Raw genomic sequence first — 25,034 nt, 5'->3', positions numbered from 1 at the left:
AGAAGCTATTGGCGGTACCGACTCGAAGCTATGCAGCCTGCGGGCGCAACGGTGGTACAGCAGGCACTACCCGGCCCGGCGCTGAATGTCCTCGAGATAGCGCAGTACCGCGATGACCCGGCGGTCCGCCCGGTCGGTGGGCGCCAGGTCGAGCTTCGCGAAGATGCTGCGGATGTGCTTGTGCACGGCGCCCTCGGTGACGAACAGCCGCTCGGCGATGGCGGTGTTCCCGAGGCCCTCGGCCATCAGGGCCAACACGTCCCGCTCGCGGGCGCTGAGCCGGTCCAGCCCGCTGTCCGGCCGGCTGCGGGTCAGCAACTGCCCGACGACCTCCGGATCGATAGCCGTGCCGCCGTCGGCGACCCGGTGCAGGGCGCCGAGGAACTCCTCGACCCGGCCCACCCGCTCCTTCAGGAGATAACCCAGCTTGGCGGCGCCACCGGCCAGCAGATCGGTGGCGAAGGCCTGTTCCACGTACGCCGAGAGCACCAGCACCGCCAGGTCGGGGTGGCGCCGGCGGGCCTCGACCGCGGCCACGATCCCTTCGTCGGTGTGGGTCGGCGGCATCCGTACGTCGACGATGGCGACATCCGGTTTATGGAAGTCGACCGCCTCCAGGAAGGGCCCCGGGCCGTCGGCCGTGGCGGCCACGTCGAGGCCCTCCGCACGCAGCAACAACGCGAGCCCTTCGCGCAGCAGTGCGTCGTCCTCGGCGATCACGATCCGCATGGCAGCTCCACCTGCATCGATGTCGGCCCTCCGGGTGGGCTGATCAGGGTCAGGCGCCCGTCGCACGCCTCGATCCGCCGCCGGATGCCGCCGAGCCCCGAACCACGGCTCTCGTCGGCACCGCCTCGCCCGTCGTCGTCCACCCGCAGCAGCAGCCGGTCACCCTCGCGGCGGACCGTGACGGCGACGGCGGCGGCTCCGCTGTGTCTCACCGCGTTGGTCAGTGCCTCGGCTACGACAAAGTACGCGGTCGCCTCCACCGAGACCGCGCAGCGTCCCGGCACCTCCACGTCCACGGTGCAGGGAACGGCGCAGCTGCCGGCCAGGCCGGTGAGCGCGCCGGAGAGACCGCGGTCGGCCAGCACCGGGGGGAGGATGCCGCGGACGACGGTACGCAATTCGGCCAGGGCCTGTTCGGCGGCGTCCTGCGCACGCTCGAGGATCTCCCCGGCGGTGTCCGGATCTCTCGTCAACGCCCGCCGGGCGGCGCCGAGCAGCACGTTCACGGCGACGAGCCGGTTCTGGGTGCCGTCGTGCAGCGACCGCTCGATGCGCCGCAACTCGACGGCGTGCGCGTCGAGGGCGGCGGCGCGGGTGGCGGTCAGCTGGGCGACCCGCAGCGACAGGTCCGTGTCGGGATCAGCGGCGAGCAGGCCCCGGCCGGGCGCGGCCTGGAGGCGGGCCAGCACCGGAGGAAGACCGAGGGCCAGGGCCGCCCAGCCGATGCCGGTCAGCCCGACCACGAGCGCGCCGAGCTCGGTGCGCACCGGAAAGCTGATGAACCCGGGACCGCCCTGCTCGGCGTCCAGCCACCGCCACCACACCGGGAACGTGAGGTACTGCACCGCGTACAGGGGAAGGGAAAAGCCGACGATCCCTATGACGAAACCGAACGTCGCGTGGGTGACCACCCACCCGGCCTCGCGCCGGACCGTGCTGTCCCGCAGCGCGGGCAGCACGCCGTCCGGGAGCGGCTCCGGGTCGATGATCTCGGGACCCCAGCGCGACAATCGGGCCCGCTCCCGGTTCGCGACGGACCGGAACGCCTGCAGGATCGTCCGCGGTGGCTCTGCTGCCTAGCGTGAGCCCCATGACTGAATCCCGCCTCCGCCCGGTCCTCTGGCTCGTCCTGATCGTCAGCCTCGCCGCCAACGCAGTGACCTCCTCCATCGGCGCCACCGTCCCCGGCATCGTCTGCGGCGTGGTGGCGGTCGCCTGCGCCGTCACCCTCGGCGTGCACCACTACCGGTCACGACGAGGCAGCGATATCCAACGTTCCCGCTCGCGCTACGGCTCAGTTCGCTCTCGCTAGCGGCGATCCGGCTAAGGGAGTTGCGTCGGCTCCGTTGTGCCTACTTGTGCAGTTGCGAAATTCTTCAAGTCGAACAGCTCACGCTTCTACTATCTCCGGCTGTCGCCTGTGGGCACCGGACAGTGTGTGCGTTCCACTTTCGCTCACCGCGGCCATCCTCGAGGCATCACGACACGGACCCTGAGGAGTCGGACATGGCAGAGATGGATGTGGCACTCAAGGACACGATGCAGATCGACGGGGCGTTGGGAGCGGCGCTCGTCGATCAGACCAGCGGCATGGCGCTGGGTACCGCCGGCGGCAGCAGGGACCTCGACCTGACGGTTGCCGCGGCGGGCAACACCGACGTGGTGCGCGCGAAGCTACGCGCCATGGAGATGCTCGGCCTCACGGAGAAGATCGAGGACGTCCTCATCACCCTGGACACCCAGTATCACCTGGTCCGCCCCTTGACCAGCCGATCAGGCAAGGGCCTGTTCCTCTACCTGGTTCTGAACAAGGACCGGGCGAACCTGGCCATGGCTCGCCATCAACTGCGCGCGATCGAAAGCGCGCTCGATCTATGAGCATGGATACCGTCACAGGGTCAGGAGCGAGGCTCGACTCGATCCTTCAACTCGGCCAGCAGTCCCTTGCTGTCGGTCAAGACCTCACCGAGAATCCGCCGGCCGGCCGCCAGTAGATCCAGCACGGCCGGCGTACTGAGCACGTACATCACCGAGCCGCCATCACGGTACGAAACCACGATGCCGGAGCGACGCAGGACGGCAAGTTGCTGCGACAGACTCGACGGCTCGATGTCGATCTCCGCAAGAAGATCACGCACCGGACGTGGCCCAGGCTGGAGCAACTCCAGGACCCGAATACGGACGGGATGCCCCAGGGTTCGGAACAACTCCGCCTTCGCCTGGTACAGGGGCACCGACACGACCGCCCCCTGCCTGACCGCACCATGCTGCTTCTGGATCGCAGAAAGTCGCCTACAGGCTATACGGCCGGCGAGACGCCCCTCGGGCGTGGTGTGTGATTGCCTGACGGTCCCGACGTCCTACTTCCGGGGGCACTGTGCATCAGGGAGCGGTCTCGGTAGGTCCCGCACTGGCCGCCGTGCTGGGAGTGCTGGTGGTCCTCGCGGCTGCGGCTGCCTACGCCGGCCGGCTCGGCGTGAGCCGGGCGGTGGTCACCGCGTCGGTGCGGGCGGTGCTGCAGTTGGCCGCCGTCTCCCTGCTGATCGCCGCCGTGGTGCGTTCGTGGTGGGCGACCGCCGGGTTCATCCTTCTGATGGTGCTGGTCGCCGCGGCCACGTCCGCGCGCCGGCTCGGGTCGTGGCGCCTGAGCCGGCTGGTGATCGCGCCGATCGCGGCCGGGGCGTTGCCGGTCGGCGCCCTGATCGTGGGCGCCGGCACGATGCCGTTGCACCAGATCGCGGTGCTGCCGGTCGCGGGAATCCTCATCGGCGGCGCGATGACCGCCACCTCGCTGGCGGGCCGTCGCGCCCTGGACGAGCTGCGTGACCGGCACGGCGAGTACGAGGCCGCGCTCGCCCTCGGTTTCCTGCCTCGTGACGCCGCTCTCGAGGTCTGCCGCCCACCGCCGGGCAGGCGCTCGTACCGGCCCTGGACCAGACGCGGACGGTCGGCCTGGTGACGCTGCCGGGCGCGTTCGTCGGGGTGCTGCTCGGCGGGGGCACGGCCGTGGAGGCGGGCGCCACCCAGCTGCTGGTCCTGGTCGCCCTGCTGGCCGTCAAGGTGATCGCCGTCGCGGTCACCGTGGAGCTGGTCGCGGCGGGGCTGTTGTACCGACCGTCAACGAATCCGGCGGGGCGTTCCGGCCGGCCGTGAGGGCGTTCCTGGGCGGCCGCGCAATGTGCGGTGGGGTCGCCCGGGGACGGCGCGGGCGCGGGTGTCTATGTGGTCCGGTGACCACTGGGGCAGCGCCCTGCCCGCGTGGGTGGCGCTCCGGTCGTGATCGGGCAGGCCGCATTCATAGCCCAGGAGCACCGCCTGCACCCGGTCACGTGCTTACGGATCGCCCGGTACGCGACGGCACGCACCGGCAGGGCAGGACTGACGTCGCCTCCATACCCCGCACTCGTTCTGGTCGGTTGTCGGGCGCGCGCCGAGGCCCCCGCCAACGTGTCACGTCGCGCCCGTTCTGTGTCCGAAACCACCCGTATGGCGAGGTTTTCCAGCGCCGAAATCCTCAAGTTTCGCCGTTCGGGTCGGTCGCAACCGGGCGGCACCTGTCCGGGACCGGGTCGCGCACCTGCCGCACCGGAATCTCTAGTCATGCCCGGCCGAACCTGGCGCCGGAACATGCGGGGGGAAACCAAAAAGTGCGTATCAAGTTTGCGAAGTCGTTGACCGTCCTGGCCGCCATGGCCGTCGGCGCCGGAACCGCGATGGCCGGCACCACCGCCGCGACCGCCGCGCCGGCCAAGCCGTGTGTCACCGACAAGAACTTGGTGCCCTCCTGCGGCGTGTTGTGGGGTGCCGCCGCGGGTGGTTTCACCACCAAGCCGCGCGACGTCGAGCTGAAGAACTGGGAGAAGCTCTCGGGCCGCACCGCTTCGATCTTCCACACCTACCACAAGGGCGACGAAGCGTTCCCCACCGCCGCCGAGATCGCGATGACCTCCGACCCGGCCAACCCCCGCGTCCTGCTGACCAACTGGAAGATCGCCTACGGCTCGAACTGGGCCAAGGTCGCCAAGGGCGAGCAGGACAAGCGCATCGACGCGTTCGCCGCCCGGATCAAGAAGACCTACGGCGACAAGAAGTTCTTCCTCGTGCTCAACCACGAGCCGGAGAACGACGTCATCGCCAAGAAGGGCTCCGGCTGGGAGGCCAAGGACTTCGCCGCCATGTACCGCCACACCATCAAGCGCCTGGAGTCCAAGGGTGTGGACAACGCGATCAATGTGATGGCGTACATGGGTAACGAGAAGTGGATGGCCCAGTCCTGGTGGGCCGACCTGTACCCCGGCGACGACGTCGTCGACTGGATCGGCCTGGACTCCTACGTCAGCGCGGAGAAGGGCTACTACCACTACGGCAAGTTCGCCGACCTGCTCGACCGTAAGGCCACCGGTAACAAGGGTCTGGGCTGGTACGACTGGGCCACCACCAAGCACGCGTCCAAGCCCATCATGATCGCCGAGTGGGGTGTCTACCACCGCATCGGCAAGCCCACCGACAAGACCGCCGGCTACAACTCGGTGCTGCCGGAGCTGGCCAAGCGGCCCGGGATCAAGGCCATCGTCTACTTCGACACCAAGAACGACGACGAAGGCAACCGCGACATCAGCATCAACTCGACCAAGAACAACCTGGCCGCGTTCAAGAAGCTCGCCGCCAACCCGATCTTCAACGTCAAGATCGGCTAACCCGCACGATCGCACTTCCCCACGAGCCGCCCGGCATCCGCCGGGCGGCTCGACCGCTTTCCGGCACGGGCCAGCCTTGGGACGACGCTCATCAACAGGAAAAAGGACATCCCACGCCTTCTCGGCCGGTTTCACTCAAACGGGGGAATGTCTGCCCGCGCACCAAGTGCAACGATTGCCTAGGACTGCACCTCACGCCACCCAGTGAGTCAATTCTGCTGGAGCTGAAAGCGGGACATTGCAATGACGTCGATCATTCACCGAAGCCGTTCCGCCTTGAGCCGTCGCGTTACCCGCCGTAGGACTTTTGCGCTCGCGTTGCTTACAACTGTGAGTATCGTTATCGGAACGGGTGCATCTGGATCCGCCGCGCTGGCAAATGCCGAGAACGTGGCCACCTGGGGTTGGCTCTGCCTCGGAGGCAAATGTGTTCCAGAAGGTGCACTCTATCAAAATGTGAGCGGGAGTCGCCTCCGGGTCGACTATACGAAGAGCTACTTCCGAGCCTACAAGTCGGTCTGCTTTTGGCACATGGACCAGGACTTCTATAAGTGGTCGGACAATAAATTAGTCCGATTTACTCACGCGCAAGGTCCGGATCACAACAGGTGTAACACATCGGGCGGGGTCGACACAGGGTCAATCAGCTTTCCGACCTCGGGCGGGAAGATTTGCACCTCTCTCTATGAGGATCACGTCAAATTGAAGGCGCGGACATGCATTAACGTCTACGGCTGACCAGCAGATGCGTCGCGTTCGAAAACCTCGTCCCGCCCATTGTGGGAGCGGGGCCCCGCCGGTGCTCGCCGCGTCAAGACGGCCTTGACGCTAGGCAGCCACGCCGGCGGGCGCCGGCGGGGGTCTGCTCGGCTTGCCCGGGCCGAGGGTGACGGGGTGCGCCGGCCACCCTGGAGCCGGAGCGCCCCCGCCGGAGGCGCAGTAACCGCCACCACTTGCCAGGCCGCGGCGCGCACGACGGCCAGGCGCGGACAGCTCGGCACCCGGGCTAGTAGGCAGTCGCAAGATCTCGCCGGACCCGTTCCACGGGTCCGGCGATCTCGTTGTCGATCCGCTCCGCCTGCTGCTCCGTCAGCGTCACGGCGGCCGCATGCCGCGGCCGGCGTTCCAGCATCCGGGCCCGCAGACCGGTCGGCGGGTGCGACGCGAACAGCGAGACCTCGTCGCGCCGGCTCAGCTGCCGGAACGCCGGTACGCCGGTAGCCAGGTTCGCCCGGGCGACGTCGGCGGCCTCGCGCCAGGCGGCGCCGGCGCGTTTGGCCCGGGCCTCCCGGCAGATCACGGTGTCGATCGCGTCCTGGAGCAGCAGCGCGTCCAGTAGGCGCACGGCGGCGGCGCTGCCGGCGGCCCGCGCCGCGATCTCGTCAGCCAGGTATTCGGCCCGCTGCGCGTCGCGCTGACCGATCCACACGACCAGCAGGTGCAGGCCAAGGACCAGCCGGTACAGCAGCCACTGGACCAGCCACTGCATCGCCGCCGCGATCATGCCGATGATGCCGGTCCACCGGGAGTCGTCGGCGGGCCGGGTCAGCACGGCGAGCCGGCCCAGCGTGCTGAGCGCCACCTGGGTCAGCGGACCCCGGCGCAGGTCTCCGTTGACGAAGTGGCCCAGCTCATGGCCGACCAGGGCCACCCGTTCCTGCGGGTCGAGCACGGACCAGAGCGGCGCGCCGAGGCAGAGCACGCGGCGGCGGCGCAGGCCGACGGTCGTCGTGTACGCGCCGAACGAGCTGTCCAGCCCGACCAGGTGCGGCACGGGCGCACCAGACGCCACCGCGACCCGGTCGACCAGCGCCCAGAGTTCGGGGGCCTCGTCCCGGTCGAGCAGGTGCAGGTCGTCGCGGACGCGCCCGAGCCGCGGGCGCAACGCCACCGCCACGCCGAGCAGGGCGACACCAGGCAGGATCGTGATGCCGGGGAAGTGGTACCCGGTCAGCCACACGCCCAGCCCCGCCACGGCGACGACGAAAAGCAGCAGGAACACCGCCACCGCCATGGTGATGACCCGTGCCGCGCTCCAGGAGCGCCGCCGCAGCGGCCCGTCCGCGAGCCGGGTGAACTGCCCGGCGGTCAACCGCCAGGCCACCCGGTGGGTGGCGCGATCCGCCCAGACCCAGCCCAGCTCAGGCCGGCGCCGGCCGGGCTCGAAGTGGCCGAGGTTCCACTCGCACGACGGGCACCAGGGTGCGGCGTCGCGAGCCGCGGTGACGGCGACGGAGCACTGGGGGCAATTCACGAGCGGTGATCATGCCGCATCCAGCGCCGTCCTGCGGGACAGGGTGGCCTGGAGCAGGGCGTCAGGCTGCGCCGGAGTGCAGGGTCAGCAGGTAATCAGTGGATCGATACGGACTGTCACCGAGCGACTTTCCCAGGTGGTCTCGACCCGCTGCATCAGCGGATCTTAGGCTGGACACCTAAGCCCGCGGCCGTGCCCTTGGCCCTGCTGAGCAGGTCCTCGTCGCGCAACAGTTCCCCAGTCACGGTCCTTAACGGGGTAAAAATGGACGAGCACGGTACGTATCACTTCGCGGCCAGCACCGAACAGCCCGACTTTTTTGGCTCGCGGTTCCCGGCACCTGGCGTCCGCGTCCAGTTCGACCCGGCGGCGCTGGCCGCTTTGGGGCCGCGTCGGTACTGGCGGAGCCCCTACCAGTCCCCCTGGACCCGGCAAGGCTTGGCCGTATTCCGAGCCGCCACAGCGGTCACGATATGGCCGTGCCGACTCTGGCGCGTTCACCACCTCGACTCGCCCGATGAAGGACGAGAACTGCTCAGCGACCAGGACATCAAGACCTTGTCTGCCCGGTGGCTCGCAGCGAGAACCTGCTGACATCCACAACGTTTGCCGCCAGGCCGTTCTGGCGTAATTGTCGTCGCGCCATGACCGGCTCACAAAGGCAAGAGGATCCACGCGTTGGGCAGCCCGGAACAAGGTGGTTCGCCCGATCGCCTGACTCTCAGCGCGAGAGATTGACTCTCCGTAGTGGTAGGTAAACGATTATACCGAACCCAGTCCGCCGGATCAGCCAGGGCGACCATGTGGAGGCCGGGAACGTGGACGCGTCGCTGGCATGCGGGAGAGGCCACGCGAATCCACACGTCACAATCTTCTGCGGCACCGCCAACTGCGGCGAATGGATCCTGTTCCGGCGCTCGGGCGGATCGCGCCTGAACGGTGCCTGCATCGCGGTACTGATCGTCTGCGGCCTTGCCGCGCTGTTCCTCTTCCGTCGCACCGACGACGTCTGGGCCCTCGATGCGTTCCTGACGCTGTGCCTACTGAACGCGTTCCTGGTGGCGTTGTCTCGCGGCCGCGCCCTCGGCGCGGCCGCCGTGTCGACCGCGCTGGTGATGATCGCGTGGTTTGTCTGGTGGGCCGCGGGCCGTGCCGATCAGGCCGGGCCGTCCGCCGCCCCGTGGTGACCCTCGGTGCTGCTCGTCGCCGCTATCGGGTACGCCTTCTTTGCGGGGAGACAGACGGTTCTGGAGACCGTTCCATCAGCCCGGGGAACCTACCTGGCGGTGATGCTCGTCGCGGTGCCGGGCCTCTGGTGGGCCATAGCCCTCGGTCTGGACGATGGCCTCGGGTACACGACCCTTGTTGATGTGGCGATCGTCGTGGGCGCGGTCGTCCCGCTGGTCTTCGTCGTGGCCGCGATCGAGAAGGGCCCGGACCGCCTCGTCGCCCAGTTGACGGCGGTGTCCGGCTACCTCGTGGTCGTACAGGCGCTCGTCACGGGTTTGCTGCACCTGTTTCTCACCATGCTGCCCGACATGCTGCAGGTGCCTCGCCCGCAAGGCACGGCGGAGCCGGGGTGGCTGGTCGTCCTGCGCTGGAAGACGGCGATCAGCTCCATCGGGTTCCTCGTCGCGTTCGTGCTGGTGCTGGCGTTCAGCGTCAGCACGGTCGCCAAACGGTTCCGCGCGCCCGACTATCCCTTTCTGCAGGCGCAGATCACCATGTCCGTGGGACGACAGCGGCAGGCGACCGACCCCTTCGCGACACTGGTCGAGCAGAGCTACCTCACCACGATCAAGCTGGCTCGGGTCGTCTACATCGCGGCGGTCTTCAGCGCTCAATCCGCACAGGAGTTCGGCCGCCACGCCCGGCAGGTGGCACTGCGGATCTGGTCCGCCGTCGGGAGCGCGGTGCGGTTCTTCTGCATACCGCTGATCGCACTGAGCGCGGTCGGGATCATCCAGCTCGCCGTGGTGCGGGAGTTGGCGGCGTACGCCGGCGGCGTTGCGGCAACCTCCGGCGCGACGGCGTTCTGGGGTGGGGTGCTGTGCGCCGCCGCCGTGATACTCGGATTGTGCGGGGCCGCATTCGGGTTCGCCGCGCTGGCTCCGCGGACGCAGCGCTTCTCGTGCAACGGCGTCGGCGTGGTGGTGCTGCTCGCCGGAGCGTTCTGGGTGCTCATCTCGCTGAGCAACCTCGCGACCTGGCCGATCTGGAACGCTCTGCGCAGCGTGGGTCTCGACGTTGACGCCCTGGCGCTGGGCGACGTGCTTTGGACCAACAATGTCACCATGCTCGTGACGGTGTTCGTGCTCATCGTCGCCGCGCTGATATCTGGCGGTGTCCGTGCCAGAGGCGGCGTCGAACGGCCTCGATTCTTCATCATGAGCCTTGGTACCTCGGCGATCCTGTTCTGCGTCACCTACGCATGGCTGGGGCTGCCGCCGCTGAGCCGGTGGGTCACGCACGCCGCCCCGCCGGCCGCGGATCTGTTCTCGGTAGCCGTGGTCGGCCATGCGAGTGATGTGAAGGGTGTGGCCCTCGACTCCACCGGCAGGATCCTGGCCACGGCGAGCGCCGACCGGACGGCGAGACTGTGGAACATCGCCGATCCGCGCCGGCCGGCGCTGCTCGCGACGCTCAACGGACACTCCGATGACGTGAACGGCGTCGCGTTCAGCCCCGATGACCACACGCTGGCCACGGCGAGCGACGACGGCACGGTCAAGGTCTGGGACATCGCCGATCCGTCGAGATCCACACTTACCGCAACCCTCGGTCCTCTCGGCGGCATCGGCGACCAGCCCTGGATACATGCGGCCGTGTTCAGCCCGGACGGGCGCACGCTGGCCGCCGCGGTCGGCGACGGGACCGCGCGACTGTGGAGTCTTTCCGCGCCGTTGCGTACCCAGCCCATCGCGACGATCGCGGGGCACCTGAATTACGTCATCGCCGTGGCGTTCACCCCGGACAGCACCAAGTTGGCGACCGGCAGCGCCGACCTGACATCGAAGTTGTGGGACGTCCGTAGTCCGGATCGGCCGTCACTCATCACCACGCTCACCGGGCACGGCCGGGTGGTGGACGGCGTCGCCTTCAACGGTGACGGCACGATCCTGGCGACAGGCAGCCTGGACAACACCGTCAGGCTGTGGCAGACCGAGGGCGCCGGGTCGGGGGTGTGCACGGCCGTGATTCCCGGTGTCGGGGCGGGTTACGCCCTGGCGTTCAGCCCTGACGGCCGCATGCTCGTGACCGACAGCGATCGGTCGCCGATGATCTGGGACCTGACCGATACGAGTCATGCCAAACTGGCGAGCAGGCTCGAAGGGCACAGCGACATCGTCGTGGGGGTCGCGTACAGCCGCAACGGACGGCTGCTGGCCACGGCGAGCAACGACGACACCGCCAGGTTGTGGATGATCAGACAGCGGGCGCTGTGACGTTGTGCGCAGCGGTCGAATCGGGTTTACCGGGTGGGGCCGGCGGAGGTTCCGGCGGCCATGGTCGTCGCGTGCCTGAGTTCTTCTGGCGGTGATCAGCAGGATGGAGGGCCGGGCGAGTCCGGCCGGTCGGGGGCGATCAGGGTGGGGTCGGTCAGCACGGCACCGGTGAGGGCATGGCGGCACTCACAGTCGCCGGACGGATCCAGGGTGGCGACCGCCTCCTCCAGCACCTCCCGCGCCGCGCGGACGTTGCGGCGCATGGTCTGCGCCACCATGTCGGCGGTCACGGTCTCCTCGTTCTCGTGCCAGCAGTCGTAGTCGGTCACCAGCGCGAGCCCGGCGTAGCAGAGCTGGGCCTCCCTGGCCAGTGCCGCCTCCGGTACCGCCGTCATGCCGATGATGTCCAGGCCCCACGAGCGGTACAGGTGGGACTCGGCCCGGGTGGAGAACTGCGGGCCCTCGATGCAGCAGTACGTCGCGCCGTCGATCACGTCGGTGTGCCCGGCGGATTTCGCCGCGGCGATGAGGTGCTCGCGCTGCCGTTGGCAGAAGGGGTCGGCCATGGACACGTGCGCCACCACGCCGCCGCCGAAGAACGTGGCGGGGCGCAGGCCCTTGGTCCGGTCGACGATCTGGTCCGGCACGACCAGGGTGCCGGGTGCGTAGCGTTCGGCGAGACCGCCCACCGCGCTGATCGCGAACACCCGGCGGACGCCGAGCTCGCACAGGGCGTAGATGTTCGCCCGGGCGGGCACCTCGCTCGGGCTGAGCCGGTGCCCGAGGCCGTGCCGGGGCAGGAAAGCCAGCCGGGTGCCGCGCAGGGTGCCGATAGTGATGCTGCCGCTCGGGCTTCCGTACGGTGTGTCCAGTTCGATCGATTCGACGTCGTCGAGCATGTCGAGGTCGTACAGTCCGCTGCCGCCGATGACGCCGATCCGCGGCCGGACCCCTCGCGCGTTGATCATGTCTTGCCTCCCGTCGCCGGGAGGAAACTAACATCGCCGGCCGTCCGGTCGAGCTGACGAAAAGGGTAGTCGGCATTCGCCTTTGGTCGCGATTCTCGTACCGCTTTGTTCGCCGATTTATTCGTCTGTGCGGCTCTGCGGCCCGCCACTAGCTTGGAAATGCCCGCGCCGGTCACCGCCGGCCCCTTTCTGCCGGGAGAGCCCATGGCATTCACTGACTTCAAGGTTGCTGATCTTTCGCTCGCCGGGTTCGGGCGTAAGGAGATCGAGCTGGCCGAGCATGAGATGCCCGGCCTGATGTCGCTGCGTGAGGAGTACGGCCCGACTCAGCCGCTGCGTGGCGCGCGGGTGACCGGTTCGCTGCACATGACCATCCAGACCGCGGTCCTGATCGAGACACTGACCGCGCTCGGCGCGGAGGTCCGCTGGGCCTCGTGCAACATCTTCTCCACTCAGGACCACGCCGCGGCGGCGATCGTCGTCGGCCCGGGCGGCACCGCCGAGGCGCCCGCGGGCGTGCCGGTCTACGCCTGGAAGGGCGAGTCGCTGGAGGAGTACTGGTGGTGCACCGAGCGGGCGCTGCTGTGGCCCGACGGTGCGGGCCCCAACATGATCCTGGACGACGGTGGCGACGCCACGCTGCTGGTGCACAAGGGTGCGGAGTTCGAGAGGCTCGGCGCGGTCCCGGCCGCGGATGCCGCCGACTCCGAGGAGTACGCGGTCATCCTGTCGGTGTTGCGGCGCGGTCTCGGCGAGGATGCCGGGCGCTGGACCCGGCTCGCCTCGGGTATCCGGGGTGTCACCGAGGAGACCACCACCGGCGTGCACCGGCTGTACGAGATGCAGCAGCAGGGCAGGTTGCTCTTCCCGGCGATCAACGTCAACGACTCGGTCACCAAGAGCAAGTTCGACAACAGGTACGGCTGCCGGCACTCGCTGATCGACGGCATCAACCGCGCCACCGACGTCCTCATCGGCGGCAAGGTTGCCGTGGTGAACGGTTACGGCGACGTGGGCAAGGGCTGCGCCGAGTCGCTGCGTGGTCAGGGTGCCCGGGTCATCGTCGCCGAGGTCGACCCGATCTGCGCGTTGCAGGCCGCGATGGACGGCTACCAGGTCGCCACCATGGACGACGTCGTGGAGACCGCGGACATCTTCATCACCGCGACCGGCTGCCTCGGCGTGATCACCAACGAGCACATGGCCCGGATGAAGCACCAGGCCATCGTCGGCAACATCGGGCACTTCGACAACGAGATCGACATGGCCGGCCTGGCGAAGCGCCCGGACGTACGGCGGATCACGATCAAGCCGCAGGTCGACGAGTGGAGGTTCGACGACGGCCACGCGGTGATCGTGTTGTCGGAGGGCCGCCTGCTGAACCTGGGCAACGCGACCGGGCACCCGTCGTTCGTGATGAGCAACAGCTTCTCGAACCAGACGATCGCCCAGATCGAGCTCTTCACCAGGACCGACGAGTACCCGGTCGGCGTCTACGTGCTGCCCAAGCACCTGGACGAGAAGGTCGCCCGGCTGCACCTCGGAGCGCTCGGCGCCAGGCTCACCGACCTGACCAAGGAGCAGGCGGCCTACCTGGGCGTCGCGGTCGAGGGTCCGTACAAGCCGGACCACTACCGCTACTGATCGGCACCGCGACGGCCCTCAGCCTCGGTTGGGGGCCGTCTCCGCATCCCGGCAACCGACATGGAGGATCACTGTGAGCTATCGGCTCTTCACCTCGGAATCCGTGACCGAGGGCCATCCGGACAAGATCGCCGACCAGATCAGCGACGCGTTGCTCGACGCCTATCTCGACGGCGACCCGCACAGCCGGGTGGCCGTCGAGACCCTCGTGACCACCGGCCAGATCATCATCGCCGGCGAGGTCGGTTCCCGCGCCGTCGTCGACCTCGCGGCCGTCGCCCGCGCCCAGGTCAACGCCATCGGGTACGACTCGTCGGCCAAGGGGTTCGACGGGCGGACCTGCGCCGTGAGCGTGTCGATCGGGAGGCAGTCCCCCGACATCGCACAGGGGGTGAGCCGCTCGTACGAGGCACGGACCGAGGGTGGCGCCGCGGGCGCCGCCCGGCAGGGCGCCGGCGACCAGGGGCTGATGTTCGGCTACGCCTGCGCGGAGACACCGGAGCTGATGCCGCTGCCCATCGCCCTCGCCCATCGGCTGGCCCGCCGTCTGTCGACGGCCCGGCGTGACGGGACGCTCGGCTATCTGCGCCCGGACGGCAAGACGCAGGTCACGATCGCGTACGAGGGATCGCGTCCGGTGTCGCTGGACACGGTGGTGGTCTCCGCCCAGCACGCGCCCGACGCGGACACCCTGCTGCCCGAGGACATCCGCAAGCACGTGGTCGAGCCGGAGCTGCACCAGCTCGACCTGCGCGTCGACGACTACCGGCTGCTCGTCAACCCGACCGGCCGGTTCGAGATCGGCGGCCCGATGGGCGACACCGGCCTGACCGGCCGGAAGATCATCATGGACTCGTACGGCGGGTCGGCGCGGCACGGCGGTGGCGCGTTCTCCGGCAAGGACCCCTCGAAGGTGGACCGCTCCGCCGCGTACGCGATGCGATGGGTGGCCAAGAACGTGGTGGCGGCCGGGCTCGCGGAGCGCTGCGAGGTGCAGGTGGCGTACGCCATCGGCAAGGCGGAGCCGGTCGGCACCTTCCTGGAGTGTTTCGGCACCGAGACGGTGCCGATCGCGCGGATCGAGGCGGCCCTCGACAATGTCTTCGATCTGCGGCCGCAGTCGATCATCCGGGAGCTGGACCTGCTGCGCCCGATCTACCTGCCGACCGCGGCCTTCGGGCACTTCGGCCGCAGCGGTCCGACGTTCACCTGGGAGCGCCTCGACCGGGTGAACGAACTCCAGGCCGCGGTCCACGGGTGAGGCGCGACCCATGACCATCATCGTGACCGGGTCGATCGCGATCGACCAGCTCAGCACCTTCCCCGGCCGGTTCGTCGAGCAGTTGGTGCCCGGCGCGCTGGACCACCTGTCGCTGTCCTTCCTGGTCGACTCCCTGCAGGTCCGCCGGGGCGGGGTGGCGGCGAACATCGCGCTCGGCCTGGCCCGGCTGGGCCTGCGCCCCGCCGTGGTCGCCGCCGCGGGACAGGATTTCGCCGGCTACCGCTCCCTGCTGGAACTCGGCGGCGTCGACGTGGCCTCGATCCGGCAGTCGGAGGAGCTGCACACCGCCCGGTTCCAGTGCATCACCGATCACGACGGCAACCAGCTCGCCTCGTTCTACGCCGGGGCCATGTCCCTGGCCCGCGGGCTCGACCTGCGGGACACCGTCGACCGGCTGGCCGGCGTGGACCAGATCGTGATCGGGCCCAACGACCCCGAGGCGATGCTCCGGCACACCGACGAGTGCCGGGCCCGGGACTACCCGTTCACGGCCGATCCGTCCCAGCAGCTCGCGGTGATGGAGCCCAAGGACATCCGCCGGCTGATCGAGGGTGCCCAGTTCCTGTTCACCAACGCCTACGAACACGCGCTGGTGCTCCAGAAGACGGAATGGACCGAGCGCGAGGTGCTGGCCCGGGTCGCTACCTGGGTCACGACCCTCGGCCCGGGCGGGGCGCGCATCGACCGGGCCGGCCGCCCGGCGGTCCAGGTACCGGCCGTACCGGTCCCCGAGCCCGTCGACCCGACCGGCGTGGGCGACGCGTTCCGGGCCGGGTTCCTCGCCGCGGCGCACGCGGGGGCCGACTACGAGCTGGCCGCCCGGCTGGGATGCACGCTGGCCGCGCTGGTCCTGCGCACGGTGGGTCCCCAGGAGTACGAGGTGGACCGCGGCCGGTTCCTCGAGGAGCTGACGGCCGCGTACGGCCGGGCCGCCGCCTCGCGTACGGCCGCCGTTCTCGGCTGGTGAACGAGCCGGGACCGGGTGCCCGCAGACACCCGGTCCCGACCCCGCCGCCCACCGTGGTCAGGTGGCGGTGCCCGCGTGCTCGCCGCCCGCGGTGACGGCCTGCGGGACCTTCGGGTCCCGCGCTCTCTCGAGGTCGGCCTGCCGCAGTGCCGTGGCCCGCCGATCCAGCCATATCCCGGCGATCAGCGAGGTCAGGACGGACAGCACCACCATCGAGGTGTAGAAGGAGCGGTTGACCACCCCGGCGGCCAGGGTCGTCGTGGCCAGCACGATCCCGGGTCCGCCGCGGGCGTTCAGGGCGATCGAGAGGTCGATCGACCAGCGCAGCCGCTCACCGGCCAGGACCGCGCCCAGCAGCACGCTGGCCGCCTTCACCACGCAGCAGAGCGCGAAGAACCAGGCGAAGAAGAGCACGTCGAAGTCCTGCACGAGGTTCAGGCCGAGCCCTACCGTGAAGAAGTAGATCGGAATGAAGAAGGCGAGCGAGAAGCGCCGGATGGTGATCCACGAGTTGGTCTGCTCGGTCGCGGTCGCCGAGCCGTCCAGTTCCTGCTCCGGTTCGGCCCGGCGGGCGCAGACCCCGGTGAGCAGCGCCCCGAAGATCGGGTTGATGCCCAGCATCGTGCAGAGGAGCACGGTGATCAGCAGCAGCACCAGCCGGTACGCCGTCGCGTTGCGCCGGGCGAGGACCCCGGGCCGGCCGTACAGCAGGTAGCGGAAGACCTGTGGGCCCCACACCATGAAGGCGGTCAGGAACACCACGGTCACGGCCGTGTGGTAGCCCACCGTCCAGCCGGTGGTGTGTATGCCGATCAGGTCCCACAGGCCGAACTCCGTCGCCGGCGCGCTCGCCAGGCTCAGCACGATGGCGAGCACCACGTACAGCGCGATGTCCTCCAGCGCCGCCACCCCGAGCACGATGCGGGCGAACGAGCCGCCGAGCAGGCCGAGGTCGAGCATGATCCGGGAGATCACCGGAATGCTGGTGACCGCGACCGCGATCGCGAAGACCAGGATCGTGGTGGTCTGTGTCCCGGCCGGGCCGGCGAGATCGCGGTGGTCGATCGCCGAGACGACCGCGACCCCGATCGAGAACGGCAACACCAGGCCGGTGACGGTGACCAGGCTGATGGTCCTGCGATCCCGGGCGACGCCGGTCAGCCGCAGTTCGCCACCGGTGATGAACATCAGCAGCAGCAGGCCGAGCTGGGCCAGCCCGGCGAGGACCGCCGCGACCGGTCCGGTCTTCGGAAACAGCAGGTGCTGGATGTCGGGCGCCACCAGTCCGAGCAGGGTGGGTCCGAAGATCAGGCCCGCGAGGATCTCGCCGACCACGACGGGCTGGCGGAAGCGGGCGAAGAGGCCACCGACCGCGTGCGAGACCAGCACGACTATCGCGATCGTGGCTATCAGTGTGGCTACCTGGTAGGAGGAGAGGCTCACGACGTCCCCTTCGTGCGAGCGGTGGGCGGCGGCCCGGCGACGACCCCGGTCCGAGAGGAGGGCCGGCACGGACGAATCCGTGCCGGCCCTCGGGCGGAGTCAGGCCTTGGTCACGGCGACGGAGATGCCGGCCTTCAGGTTGTACGGGTACGCCAGCGGCGCCGCGTTGCGCGCGAGGGCGAGATAGCCGCGGCTGTTGATGTAGATGACCGGGTCACCGATCTTTCCGGCATCCGCGAAGGTCGGCACCAGCGGCAGGTCGAAGGTCAGCACACCGTCAAGCACGAGCTTGAGCTGCGTCTGGTAACCGATGCCGGCCTTCTCGAGATCGGTACGGTGGATGTTCGTCCAGAGGTTGCCGAACGGGTGGTCGACGTTGGTGATCGTGCCGCTGAGCACCCCGCCGGAGACGGTGCTGGCCTTCGGCCGTTCGAACCGGACGATCTCGTCGTCGGAGAGTTGCCGGCCGACCTCGTTGAGGGGGAAACCGGCGGCCAGGTGCGCCGACGGGATGGCCACCATCTCCCGGCTGTAGAAGGTCGGCTCCGGCTCGGCGGGAATCACCTTGGTGTTGCTGACCTCGTACGCCTCGATGTAGCCGTGCTCCTCGATGACCGTGGTGAGTAGGCCGTTGTTGGGCGCGATGTAGATGTACGAGCCCTCGGCGCGCTCCAGGCCGGCGCCCGAGCCCGCCCATTGGCCCCGCGCGCCGCCGAGTGCCGCCTGCTTGATGCGCAGCGCCACCGACCGTGTGCCGGTCCCGGTGGCCGGATATGTCGTCGTGGCGAAGACGGTGCCCTCCGGGAAGAACCGCGGCAGGTCGACGATGTACCGGGCACCCTCCACCACATCCCACGGCGTCATCGAATGGCATACGTCGACGATCGTGACGCTGGGACAGATACTCAGCATGAGGCCCTTGCACTGCGCCACGGAATCATCCGTGGTGCCCAGGTCACTCATGAAAGCGATAATGGGCTTGCCATTCGTGGACATGGATATCCCTTTCCGTCCTTGGCTGAGCGAGGATTTCGCAGGTGTGGCGCCATCGCGTCTCCCGTCACCCGCTTCTTCAAGCTAGTCACGAATACGAGCGCCCAACAAGGCGTATGCCGGTGTCGTTCCTGCCGCACGTTCCGGCCTATCCGAATACGACTTTGGTGGTATCCGCGGCGCCCGGTACGCGAGGGCGCCGAGCCTCGGCACCGCATTCGCCGGAACGCGCGCATCAACACTTGCCGCCCAACTCGGGCATTGTCCGCAACGATTTGTCCCGAAGGCCCGCCGCCGGCGGGCGCCGATCCCGGTCGACAGCGCGTGACGGCACGCATGAACGGTCTGTCACGACCGTGCGGACACGTGCCGTGCGACGCCGCCGCCGGATCAGGATGCCGTCAGCAGGGAGACGACCGGAACCGGCGCGAGCCGCGCGCGGGCACCGAGCGCCTCGATGTCCAGCACCACGCCGAACCCGGACACCGCCGCACCCGCCTCCTCGACCAGGCGCGCGGCGGCGGCCAGGGTGCCGCCGGTGGCCAGCACGTCGTCCACCACGAGGACCTTCGCGCCGGGCGGCACCGCCGCGTGCTGGATCGTGAGCACCGCGGAGCCGTATTCCAGGGCGTACTCCGTCCGGTGCAGCGGCCCCGGCAGCTTGCCCTGCTTGCGGGCCAGGACCAGGGGGCGACCGGCCGCCATGGCCACGGCCGTACCGATCACGAAGCCGCGCGCCTCCACCGCGAGGACGACCTCGTACCCCTGGGGGAAGGACCTGGCCAGCGCCTCGCCGAGCCGCCCGAGCAGACCCGGCGTCCCGTACAGCGGAGCCAGATCTTGAAATGCGATCCCGGGTGTCGGGAAGTCCGGATAGACCCGCACCGCGGATTTCAGATCAATGTTCACTCCGGTAAACATCATCCACCGTCCTCGACATGATCGATGCCGGGCCCGATACCCGGCCACAGTGATGAAAACGCACCGGCGCCGACCTGGAAAGACCCACGTCGACCGGCCGCCGTAACACCTACCGCTACGACGTTCGTCGCAATATGGGATCCGATATCCAAGCAATCGGAAGCCTCTTTACTTACGCCCGTACCGTGCGCAATATTGAACGGACGGTCGGAGCCGGGCAGCCGCATCGGGGCGGGATCAGTGCCGGCTTCCCAGCATGTTTCGCGGCGAGCGGACCGGCAAATCAAACGGGGGACGGACATGAGGCATGTGCAGAGGTGCTCCCTGATAGGCCCTGACGTCTATAGCCATCACGGCGCCGGCGGGCCTGACCCCCGCCCGGCGCGGCGATGAAGACGCGAATCGTTACCACAAACGTGAGTAGCTCCAACGCGGGCACGGACACGGAGTAGCGAAGCCATCTCTGGGGGCTGCGTGTGATCCACGACGACGCCAACACGACCCTTGACCACCACCAACACGCCGAGTCGACGCCGCCGCCTGAGCCGGCCCGGACCGGAAAGCCACCGCCGCAGCCACCGGCCTCGCCCGCCGACCGGATCCGCATCGCACTGATCGACAAGCCGGGGTTGTTCCGGGAGGGCCTGGTCGGGCTGCTGGAGCGGCAACCCGACATCCGCGTCGTCGGTGTCACCGGCTCCGGGCCCGAGGCGATCCAGGCGCTGCGCCATCAGCTGCCGGACGTCCTGCTGGTCGGCCTCGACGCGGGCGATCTGCACGCGCTCGACGAGCTGCACCTGCTGCGCCACGCCGTACCGGGTTCCAAGCTGGTCGTCCTCGCCACCCACGACGACCCTCGCCGGGTGGAGCATCTGCTGTCCTCCGGCGCGCACGCCTACATCATGAAGAACACGACCCTGGAGGAGCTGGTGACCACCATTCGGGTGGTGGACCAGCACGACGACCGCGTCGTGCTCTCGGTGTCCCGCGAGACGATGAACCGGCTGAGGGCCAACAGCGAGCCGATCCTCTCGACCCGTGAGGTGGAGGTTCTCACGCTGGTGGCCGAGGGCATGCGCAACTCGGACATCGCCGGGAAGCTGTTCATCGCCGAGGGCACGGTCAAACGGCACCTGACGAACATCTACGCGAAGCTCGGCGCGACGTCCCGTACCGATGCGGTCCGGCGCGCCGCCAAGGCCGGGCTCGCCTGACCCGGGTTAGGCCTGTCCTGCCGATCATGGCGACGCCGAGCCGAGGTCCAGGTTTCGCGTCGCAAGTGGGCCGGACGGTCGAATACCGGTGTTGTATTCGGCCGTTCGGACCGCGCCGCGAGGCGGAAGCTGGGCCCGGCGCAGGCCGTCATGATCGGCAGGACAGGCCTAGGCGGGCCGGCCCGCCGGGCGGCGGTCGCGGGACGCTCGCGGGGCCGTGGGCTCCGGCCGCAGCTCGGCCGGCCACCGGTCCAGTTCGGCGGTGCAGTGCAGGTAGGCCGAGAGGCCGTCGTCGGGACAGCGGACCTCGACCCGCACCGGCAGCCACCCGACGCCGTCGACCGACATCGGCCGGCCCTCGGGCACGGGCGGCAGGCCGGCGTGGCCCCGGACCAGGTCGATCGCCTCGAACAGGAATCGCCGCATCGCCTCGTCGCGGTCCGGGCGCGCCGCCACCCGCCGGACCGCCCGTCGCAGTGCGCCGGCCGCGGCCCGCTGCCCGGGGCGCCGGGCCGCGAGCGCCGCGTCACCCGCGTGCCGGGCAGCCAGCTCGAGCAGGCCGTCACGCAGCACCTCGTCCGCCTGCCGGCGCGGCACGGGTGCCGCCGTGTGCTCCAGCCACGGCACCGCGGTCAGCACGGCGGCCCGGCCGGCATCGCCGAGCCGGTCGTTGACCGCCCGGCACACGGTCGCCAGCATCGGATGGACGCGCCCGGGCCGGTCGGTCCACGGCCCGCCGGTAAGGGTGCTCACCAGCTCCATGAGGCAGGCGCCCCGGCGCGGATGGGAATGGTGGCCGCGACGCACCACGGGAACCTCGATCGTCTGTGCCGCGGGCATCGCCACCTCCGTTGTCACGGAACAACGCCTACCACCCATTGTTATCGGCAAGTGACGTTCAGGTAACGCGTCGGAGGTCGTATTCAGCTACGACGTTCGATACATCCCGGCCTGCACCAGGTCAGATGGCGGCGGGGTGCAGGGCCGCGGTGACTCCCACGTTCATGGCGGGATAGGTCATCACGAGGCTGGCCTCGGCCGGACCCTCCACGACCTCGTACCGGTGCGGCACGTCGGCCTGGAAGACCAGGAAGTCCCCCGCGTGCAACTCGCTCAGGCCCTCCGCCGGACCCGCGCGGAAGACGCCCCGGCTCACCAGCAGGTATTCCACGGTGCCCGCGGCGTGCGGCGGGCTCTCCACGAAGCCGCCGGCCTGCCGGATCCGGACCCGCCAGATCTCGGTCAGGACGCCGGGTCCGATGCGCTGCAACAGCTCCTGCCGGCTGTAGTCCGGCTCCGGGGTACCGCGGTGCAGGGTGGGTGTGTTCGGCGCCGACGTCGGAATGAGGTCGCCAAGGGTGAGTCGCAGTGCGACGGCGATGGCCGCGATCGTCTCGATCGTCGGATTGCCCAGGCCGGCCTCCAGCTTGGACAGCGTGCCCTTGCTCACGCCCGCCCGGCGGGCCAGCTCGGACACCGACATCTGGCGGGCCTCCCGGAAGCGGCGGACCTCCCGGCCGACCGCCGCTCCCATCCCGGCTGCGGGCGGCCCCAAACTCTCATTCGTCACGGCGTCCATTCAACGGTGAAGTGTCGGACAGGTGTCCCGACACTACCGGGTCGTAGGTTGCGGGCCCGATCGGTTCCCGGCCCGAGGTCAGGGCCATCGGGCGGGGCGCCCCCGCCGCCCGGCCGGAGGCCTCGGCCGCGCGGCCGACCAGCGCCGAGCCGACCATCAGCACGCCGCCGAGCGCCTGGATGAAGCCCAGCGACTCGCCGGCGACGGCGATCGCGAAGATCGTGGCGAAGACGGGCTCGGTGCAGAGGATCAGCCCCACCCGGGTGGAGCTCGACAGCCGGGCGGACCGCAGCTGCATGAAGAAGGCGAAGGCCGTTCCCAGCACGCCCAGGTAGGCGATCAGCAGCCACGAGCGGCCGTCGACCTGTCCCGCCGCGGACCACACCGGATCGCCGGTGAACACGGAGGTGAGCGAGGCGAGCACGATCACCACGACGAACTCGACGACGGTGAGGTTCTGGATCGACTGGCCGTGCACGTGCCGGCCGAAGAGGGTGATCTGGGTGGCCCTGATCGCCGCGGCGGCCAGGATGATCAAGTCACCCGATCGGGGGTGCAGGCCGCCGGAGAGCAACAGCAGCCCGCAGCCGAACAGGGCGACGACCGTGGCCGCGTACACGATGAAGGGTTGGGCCTTGCGGCTGAGGATCCGCTCCAGCACGGGGACGAACACCACCGAGACCGTGATGAGGAACCCGGCGTTGGCCGCCGACGTGTGCTGCACGCCGACCGTCTCCAGGATGAGGATGCCGTAGAGCATCACGCCGAACCCGGCGCCGGCCAGCACCTCCACCCGGTTGAGCCGGCGCAGCGACGGCGCGGCCAGCAGCAACACGACCGGGAGCGCGGTGAGGAATCGCAGGGCGAGGAACGCCGCGGCCGGCACCCTGTCACCCACGTCCTGCATCACGACGTAGCTGGAACCCCAGATGACGGCGACCAGCAGGATGGAGAGGTCGGAGCGGAGCAGCGACGCGCGGCCCACGACGGGGCGGACAGGCTGCCGGGGCAGTGGAATTCTGATATCAGTTGTCGGCCGCGATCGGTCCCCCGTGGACTTGTTCATGATCCGCTATTCACCTTTCTGTGGTGCCGCCGAACCCGTAAGGCGGAAGAGCCACCGTACAATATAATGGCCGAAATTGTGTACTATGCTGAACGGCGACAGTGGACACCATGAGAGGACGCCGAATGGAATACGCGGAAACCTACGACCGGCTGATCGACCTACTGGATCGGCACGAGGCGACATACCGGCTGATCGACCACGCGGAAGAGGGACGCACGGAGATCGTCAGCGGCTACCGCGGGCACGAGGTCGCGGCCGCCGCGAAGTGCATGATCGTCATGGTCAAGCTCGGCAAGAAGGTCACGAAGTACGTGCTGGCGGTCGTGCCGGGAGACGCGCGGGTCGACCTCCAGGCGATCAAGGGCCTGCTCGGTGGCACGTACATCTCCTTCGCCAACCCGGAGATCGCTGAGCGGCTCTCGGGCTGCGTCGCCGGGACGATCCTGCCCTTCACCTTCAGCGACGAGCTGGAACTCATCGCCGACCCCGGCATCAAGGCCTTCCCCGAGCTCTTCTTCAACGCCGCACGCCTGGATCGATCGATGGCGTTGCGCACCGAGGACTACCTGCGCATCGCGGATCCCCGGTTCGAGCCCATCGCCGCGGAGAACACGCCGGCACCCTGACGCCCGCGTCCGCCGGTGCGCCCCTCAGCGAGCGGCCGCGCCGGCGACGGCGCGGCCCAGCGGCAGCACCCGCCGCTCCGTCACGACCGCGGTGATCAGGTCCGCCGGCGTCACGTCGAAGCCGGGGTTCCTCGCCCGCGTACCGGGCGGGGCGACGCGGCGCGAACCCACGAACAGCACCTCGTCCTCGTGCCGCTCCTCGATGGGTATCTCGGCCCCGGTGTACGTCGTCGCCGCGAACGTCGCCTCGGGCGCGGCCACCACGAACGGGATGCCGGCCCGTGCCGCGGCGAGCGCGTGCGCCACCGTGCCGACCTTGTTGGCCGTGTCGCCGTTGGCCGCGATCCGGTCGGCACCGACCACCACGGCGTCGACCTCCCCCGCCAGGATCAGGCCGGCCGCGGCACCGTCCACCAGGATCCGATGGGGCAGCCCGGCTTTGCCCAGTTCCCAGGCGGTCAGCCGGGAACCTTGCAGCAGCGGCCGGGTCTCCGTCGCGTACACCATGGTCAGCGGCCGGCGCCGGTGCAGCTCGGCGATCACGCCCACCGCCGTGCCGATCTCGACGGCCGCCAGCGCTCCGGTGTTGCAATGGGTCAGCACCCGCCGGGCGCCGTCCAGCAGATCCGCGCCGCGCCGGCCGATGGCCCGGTTGGCCGCGATGTCGGCGTCGCGCAACGCCAGCGCGGCGGCGACCACCGCCGCGGCGCCGTCCGGCGCGGCGGCCAGCGCCCGCTGGGCGCCCCACGCCAGGTTGATCGCGGTCGGGCGCGCGCCGGCCAGCAGGGCGCACGCGTCGGTCGCCGCGGCGAGGACGTCGGCCCCGCGTTCCCGGGCGCGTACGGCACCGAGCGCTACGCCCATGGCCCCCGCCACGCCGAGCGCCATAGCACCGCGTATCGCCAGCCGCCTGATCTCCGTGACCAACTGTGCCGGTTCGCGGACCACGACCCGGGTCGTCCGCTCCGGCAGCAGGGTCTGATCGATGATGACGACCGCGTCGTCCCGCCAGTCGATCGCGCGCATGATGGTCACCTTCCGGTCGCCCATGGGCGTCCCATGATGGTTCACAGCGCGGTCGCCCGGCATCGGAGCTAAGTCGCACCACCGGATACATCAATGGTGCACTCTTCGTTCTTCGCTCGGGCGCCCACCTGTGCGATCCGATCGCCTCCCATAGATTCGCAGGCAATATCGGCGAA

24 protein-coding genes are annotated in these 25,034 nt (G+C 69.4%); 12 read left to right on the top strand and 12 right to left on the bottom strand.

All coding sequences use genetic code 11. From position 1 onward, the window contains the following. Positions 1-66: 66 nt before the first annotated feature. Both BJ971_RS18070 and BJ971_RS18065 read right to left on the bottom strand, forming a co-directional pair. Positions 67-729 carry a response regulator gene (locus BJ971_RS18070; RefSeq protein WP_184994429.1) on the bottom strand — a complete coding sequence of 221 codons (663 nt, stop codon included), beginning with the start codon at positions 727-729 and terminating at the stop codon, positions 67-69. Beyond that, entirely contained in the window at positions 717-1,739 is a 1,023-nt protein-coding gene (locus BJ971_RS18065; RefSeq protein WP_239087748.1) for a sensor histidine kinase, read from the bottom strand. Before BJ971_RS18065 ends, BJ971_RS18070 begins: the two co-directional genes overlap by 13 nt. 80 nt (positions 1,740-1,819) lie before the next feature. On the opposite strand from BJ971_RS18065, the gene BJ971_RS18060 reads away from it, so the two are divergent. After that, the gene (locus BJ971_RS18060) at positions 1,820-2,041 is read left to right on the top strand and encodes a hypothetical protein (protein ID WP_184994428.1); all 222 of its coding nucleotides are present in this window, start codon (positions 1,820-1,822) and stop codon (positions 2,039-2,041) included. Positions 2,042-2,235: 194 nt separating this feature from the next. After that, on the top strand, positions 2,236-2,607 hold the full coding sequence (locus BJ971_RS18055) for a hypothetical protein (protein WP_184994427.1): 372 nt from the start codon (positions 2,236-2,238) through the stop codon (positions 2,605-2,607). Positions 2,608-2,627: 20 nt separating this feature from the next. On the opposite strand, the gene BJ971_RS18050 is transcribed toward BJ971_RS18055, so the two are convergent. Then, on the bottom strand, positions 2,628-2,969 hold the full coding sequence (locus BJ971_RS18050) for an ArsR/SmtB family transcription factor (protein WP_184994426.1): 342 nt from the start codon (positions 2,967-2,969) through the stop codon (positions 2,628-2,630). A 194-nt stretch (positions 2,970-3,163) separates the two neighbouring features. Between BJ971_RS18050 and BJ971_RS18045 the strand changes: the two genes are divergently transcribed. The 3 genes from BJ971_RS18045 (at position 3,164) to BJ971_RS18040 (ending at position 5,426) form a co-directional block, all read left to right on the top strand. Further along, positions 3,164-3,688, top strand: coding sequence for an ABC transporter permease (locus BJ971_RS18045; RefSeq protein WP_275411397.1), 525 nt, complete (start codon positions 3,164-3,166; stop codon positions 3,686-3,688). Further along, positions 3,685-3,882, top strand: coding sequence for an ABC transporter permease (locus BJ971_RS41370; RefSeq protein ID WP_275411398.1), 198 nt, complete (start codon positions 3,685-3,687; stop codon positions 3,880-3,882). Before BJ971_RS18045 ends, BJ971_RS41370 begins: the two co-directional genes overlap by 4 nt. 494 nt (positions 3,883-4,376) lie before the next feature. Then, positions 4,377-5,426, top strand: coding sequence for a glycoside hydrolase family 26 protein (locus BJ971_RS18040; protein ID WP_311772766.1), 1,050 nt, complete (start codon positions 4,377-4,379; stop codon positions 5,424-5,426). Positions 5,427-6,432: 1,006 nt separating this feature from the next. On the opposite strand, the gene BJ971_RS18035 is transcribed toward BJ971_RS18040, so the two are convergent. Further along, the gene (locus BJ971_RS18035; protein WP_184994425.1) at positions 6,433-7,680 is read right to left on the bottom strand and encodes a M48 family metalloprotease; all 1,248 of its coding nucleotides are present in this window, start codon (positions 7,678-7,680) and stop codon (positions 6,433-6,435) included. An 818-nt stretch (positions 7,681-8,498) separates the two neighbouring features. On the opposite strand from BJ971_RS18035, the gene BJ971_RS18030 reads away from it, so the two are divergent. Then, positions 8,499-8,867 carry a hypothetical protein gene (locus tag BJ971_RS18030; protein ID WP_184994424.1) on the top strand — a complete coding sequence of 123 codons (369 nt, stop codon included), beginning with the start codon at positions 8,499-8,501 and terminating at the stop codon, positions 8,865-8,867. 6 nt (positions 8,868-8,873) lie between these two features. Then, entirely contained in the window at positions 8,874-11,126 is a 2,253-nt protein-coding gene (locus tag BJ971_RS18025) for a WD40 repeat domain-containing protein (RefSeq protein WP_184994423.1), read from the top strand. Positions 11,127-11,221: 95 nt separating this feature from the next. On the opposite strand, the gene mtnP is transcribed toward BJ971_RS18025, so the two are convergent. Further along, positions 11,222-12,094: an S-methyl-5'-thioadenosine phosphorylase gene (mtnP, locus tag BJ971_RS18020; protein WP_184994422.1), complete on the bottom strand. Its 873-nt coding sequence runs from the start codon at positions 12,092-12,094 to the stop codon at positions 11,222-11,224. A gap of 159 nt (positions 12,095-12,253) precedes the next feature. Here mtnP and ahcY point away from each other — a divergent pair, with 159 nt between their 5' ends. The 3 genes from ahcY (at position 12,254) to BJ971_RS18005 (ending at position 15,987) form a co-directional block, all read left to right on the top strand. Continuing rightward, positions 12,254-13,738, top strand: coding sequence for an adenosylhomocysteinase (gene ahcY, locus BJ971_RS18015; RefSeq protein ID WP_239087588.1), 1,485 nt, complete (start codon positions 12,254-12,256; stop codon positions 13,736-13,738). Positions 13,739-13,811: 73 nt separating this feature from the next. After that, positions 13,812-14,999 (top strand): methionine adenosyltransferase, encoded by a 1,188-nt coding sequence (gene metK / locus BJ971_RS18010; protein WP_184994420.1) that lies wholly within the window; start codon positions 13,812-13,814, stop codon positions 14,997-14,999. Positions 15,000-15,009: 10 nt separating this feature from the next. After that, positions 15,010-15,987: a carbohydrate kinase family protein gene (locus BJ971_RS18005; RefSeq protein ID WP_184994419.1), complete on the top strand. Its 978-nt coding sequence runs from the start codon at positions 15,010-15,012 to the stop codon at positions 15,985-15,987. 57 nt (positions 15,988-16,044) lie between these two features. On the opposite strand, the gene BJ971_RS18000 is transcribed toward BJ971_RS18005, so the two are convergent. The 3 genes from BJ971_RS18000 to BJ971_RS17990 form a co-directional block, all read right to left on the bottom strand. Next, positions 16,045-17,430, bottom strand: a complete 1,386-nt coding sequence (locus BJ971_RS18000; protein ID WP_184994418.1) for a cation:proton antiporter — start codon at positions 17,428-17,430, stop codon at positions 16,045-16,047. Between the two features lie 99 nt (positions 17,431-17,529). Beyond that, entirely contained in the window at positions 17,530-18,393 is an 864-nt protein-coding gene (locus BJ971_RS17995; RefSeq protein ID WP_184994417.1) for an adenosyl-fluoride synthase, read from the bottom strand. 420 nt (positions 18,394-18,813) lie between these two features. Continuing rightward, positions 18,814-19,332, bottom strand: coding sequence for an adenine phosphoribosyltransferase (locus tag BJ971_RS17990; RefSeq protein ID WP_239087589.1), 519 nt, complete (start codon positions 19,330-19,332; stop codon positions 18,814-18,816). A gap of 488 nt (positions 19,333-19,820) precedes the next feature. Here BJ971_RS17990 and BJ971_RS17985 point away from each other — a divergent pair, with 488 nt between their 5' ends. After that, a complete protein-coding gene (locus BJ971_RS17985; protein ID WP_184994416.1) occupies positions 19,821-20,558 on the top strand; it encodes a response regulator transcription factor in 738 nt (245 codons plus the stop codon). A 168-nt stretch (positions 20,559-20,726) separates the two neighbouring features. Here BJ971_RS17985 and BJ971_RS17980 read toward each other — a convergent pair whose 3' ends face one another. From BJ971_RS17980 to BJ971_RS17970, 3 genes are all read right to left on the bottom strand, one after another. Further along, on the bottom strand, positions 20,727-21,416 hold the full coding sequence (locus BJ971_RS17980; protein WP_184994415.1) for a hypothetical protein: 690 nt from the start codon (positions 21,414-21,416) through the stop codon (positions 20,727-20,729). A 103-nt stretch (positions 21,417-21,519) separates the two neighbouring features. Then, complete coding sequence (locus BJ971_RS17975) at positions 21,520-22,128, bottom strand: helix-turn-helix domain-containing protein (RefSeq protein ID WP_239087590.1); 609 nt, start codon at positions 22,126-22,128, stop codon at positions 21,520-21,522. Continuing rightward, positions 22,118-23,122, bottom strand: a complete 1,005-nt coding sequence (locus BJ971_RS17970; protein WP_239087591.1) for a DMT family transporter — start codon at positions 23,120-23,122, stop codon at positions 22,118-22,120. Before BJ971_RS17970 ends, BJ971_RS17975 begins: the two co-directional genes overlap by 11 nt. Before the next feature lie 206 nt (positions 23,123-23,328). On the opposite strand from BJ971_RS17970, the gene BJ971_RS17965 reads away from it, so the two are divergent. Further along, a complete protein-coding gene (locus tag BJ971_RS17965; RefSeq protein WP_184994413.1) occupies positions 23,329-23,832 on the top strand; it encodes a YbaK/EbsC family protein in 504 nt (167 codons plus the stop codon). A 24-nt stretch (positions 23,833-23,856) separates the two neighbouring features. Here BJ971_RS17965 and mtnA read toward each other — a convergent pair whose 3' ends face one another. Next, positions 23,857-24,858, bottom strand: coding sequence for an S-methyl-5-thioribose-1-phosphate isomerase (gene mtnA, locus BJ971_RS17960; protein WP_184994412.1), 1,002 nt, complete (start codon positions 24,856-24,858; stop codon positions 23,857-23,859). Positions 24,859-25,034: the final 176 nt, after the last annotated feature.

Origin of the sequence: Amorphoplanes digitatis, assembly GCF_014205335.1 — a bacterium.
In the GTDB taxonomy this organism is placed as follows: Bacteria; Actinomycetota; Actinomycetes; order Mycobacteriales; family Micromonosporaceae; genus Actinoplanes; species Actinoplanes digitatus.
The sequence above is the reverse complement of the archived record's forward strand: the minus strand, read 5'-3'. Positions and strand labels throughout refer to the sequence as shown.

What these genes read in the sequence shown, in the direction of transcription:
- mtnA (WP_184994412.1), bottom strand. Translation starts at nt 24,858, where the DNA reads ATGCGCGCGATCGACTGGCGGGACGACGCGGTCGTCATCATCGATCAG.
- BJ971_RS18060 (WP_184994428.1), top strand. Translation starts at nt 1,820, where the DNA reads ATGACTGAATCCCGCCTCCGCCCGGTCCTCTGGCTCGTCCTGATCGTC.
- BJ971_RS17965 (WP_184994413.1), top strand. Translation starts at nt 23,329, where the DNA reads ATGGAATACGCGGAAACCTACGACCGGCTGATCGACCTACTGGATCGG.
- BJ971_RS17995 (WP_184994417.1), bottom strand. Translation starts at nt 18,393, where the DNA reads ATGAGTGACCTGGGCACCACGGATGATTCCGTGGCGCAGTGCAAGGGC.
- BJ971_RS18055 (WP_184994427.1), top strand. Translation starts at nt 2,236, where the DNA reads ATGGCAGAGATGGATGTGGCACTCAAGGACACGATGCAGATCGACGGG.
- mtnP (WP_184994422.1), bottom strand. Translation starts at nt 12,094, where the DNA reads ATGATCAACGCGCGAGGGGTCCGGCCGCGGATCGGCGTCATCGGCGGC.
- BJ971_RS18005 (WP_184994419.1), top strand. Translation starts at nt 15,010, where the DNA reads ATGACCATCATCGTGACCGGGTCGATCGCGATCGACCAGCTCAGCACC.
- BJ971_RS18070 (WP_184994429.1), bottom strand. Translation starts at nt 729, where the DNA reads ATGCGGATCGTGATCGCCGAGGACGACGCACTGCTGCGCGAAGGGCTC.
- ahcY (WP_239087588.1), top strand. Translation starts at nt 12,254, where the DNA reads ATGCCCGCGCCGGTCACCGCCGGCCCCTTTCTGCCGGGAGAGCCCATG.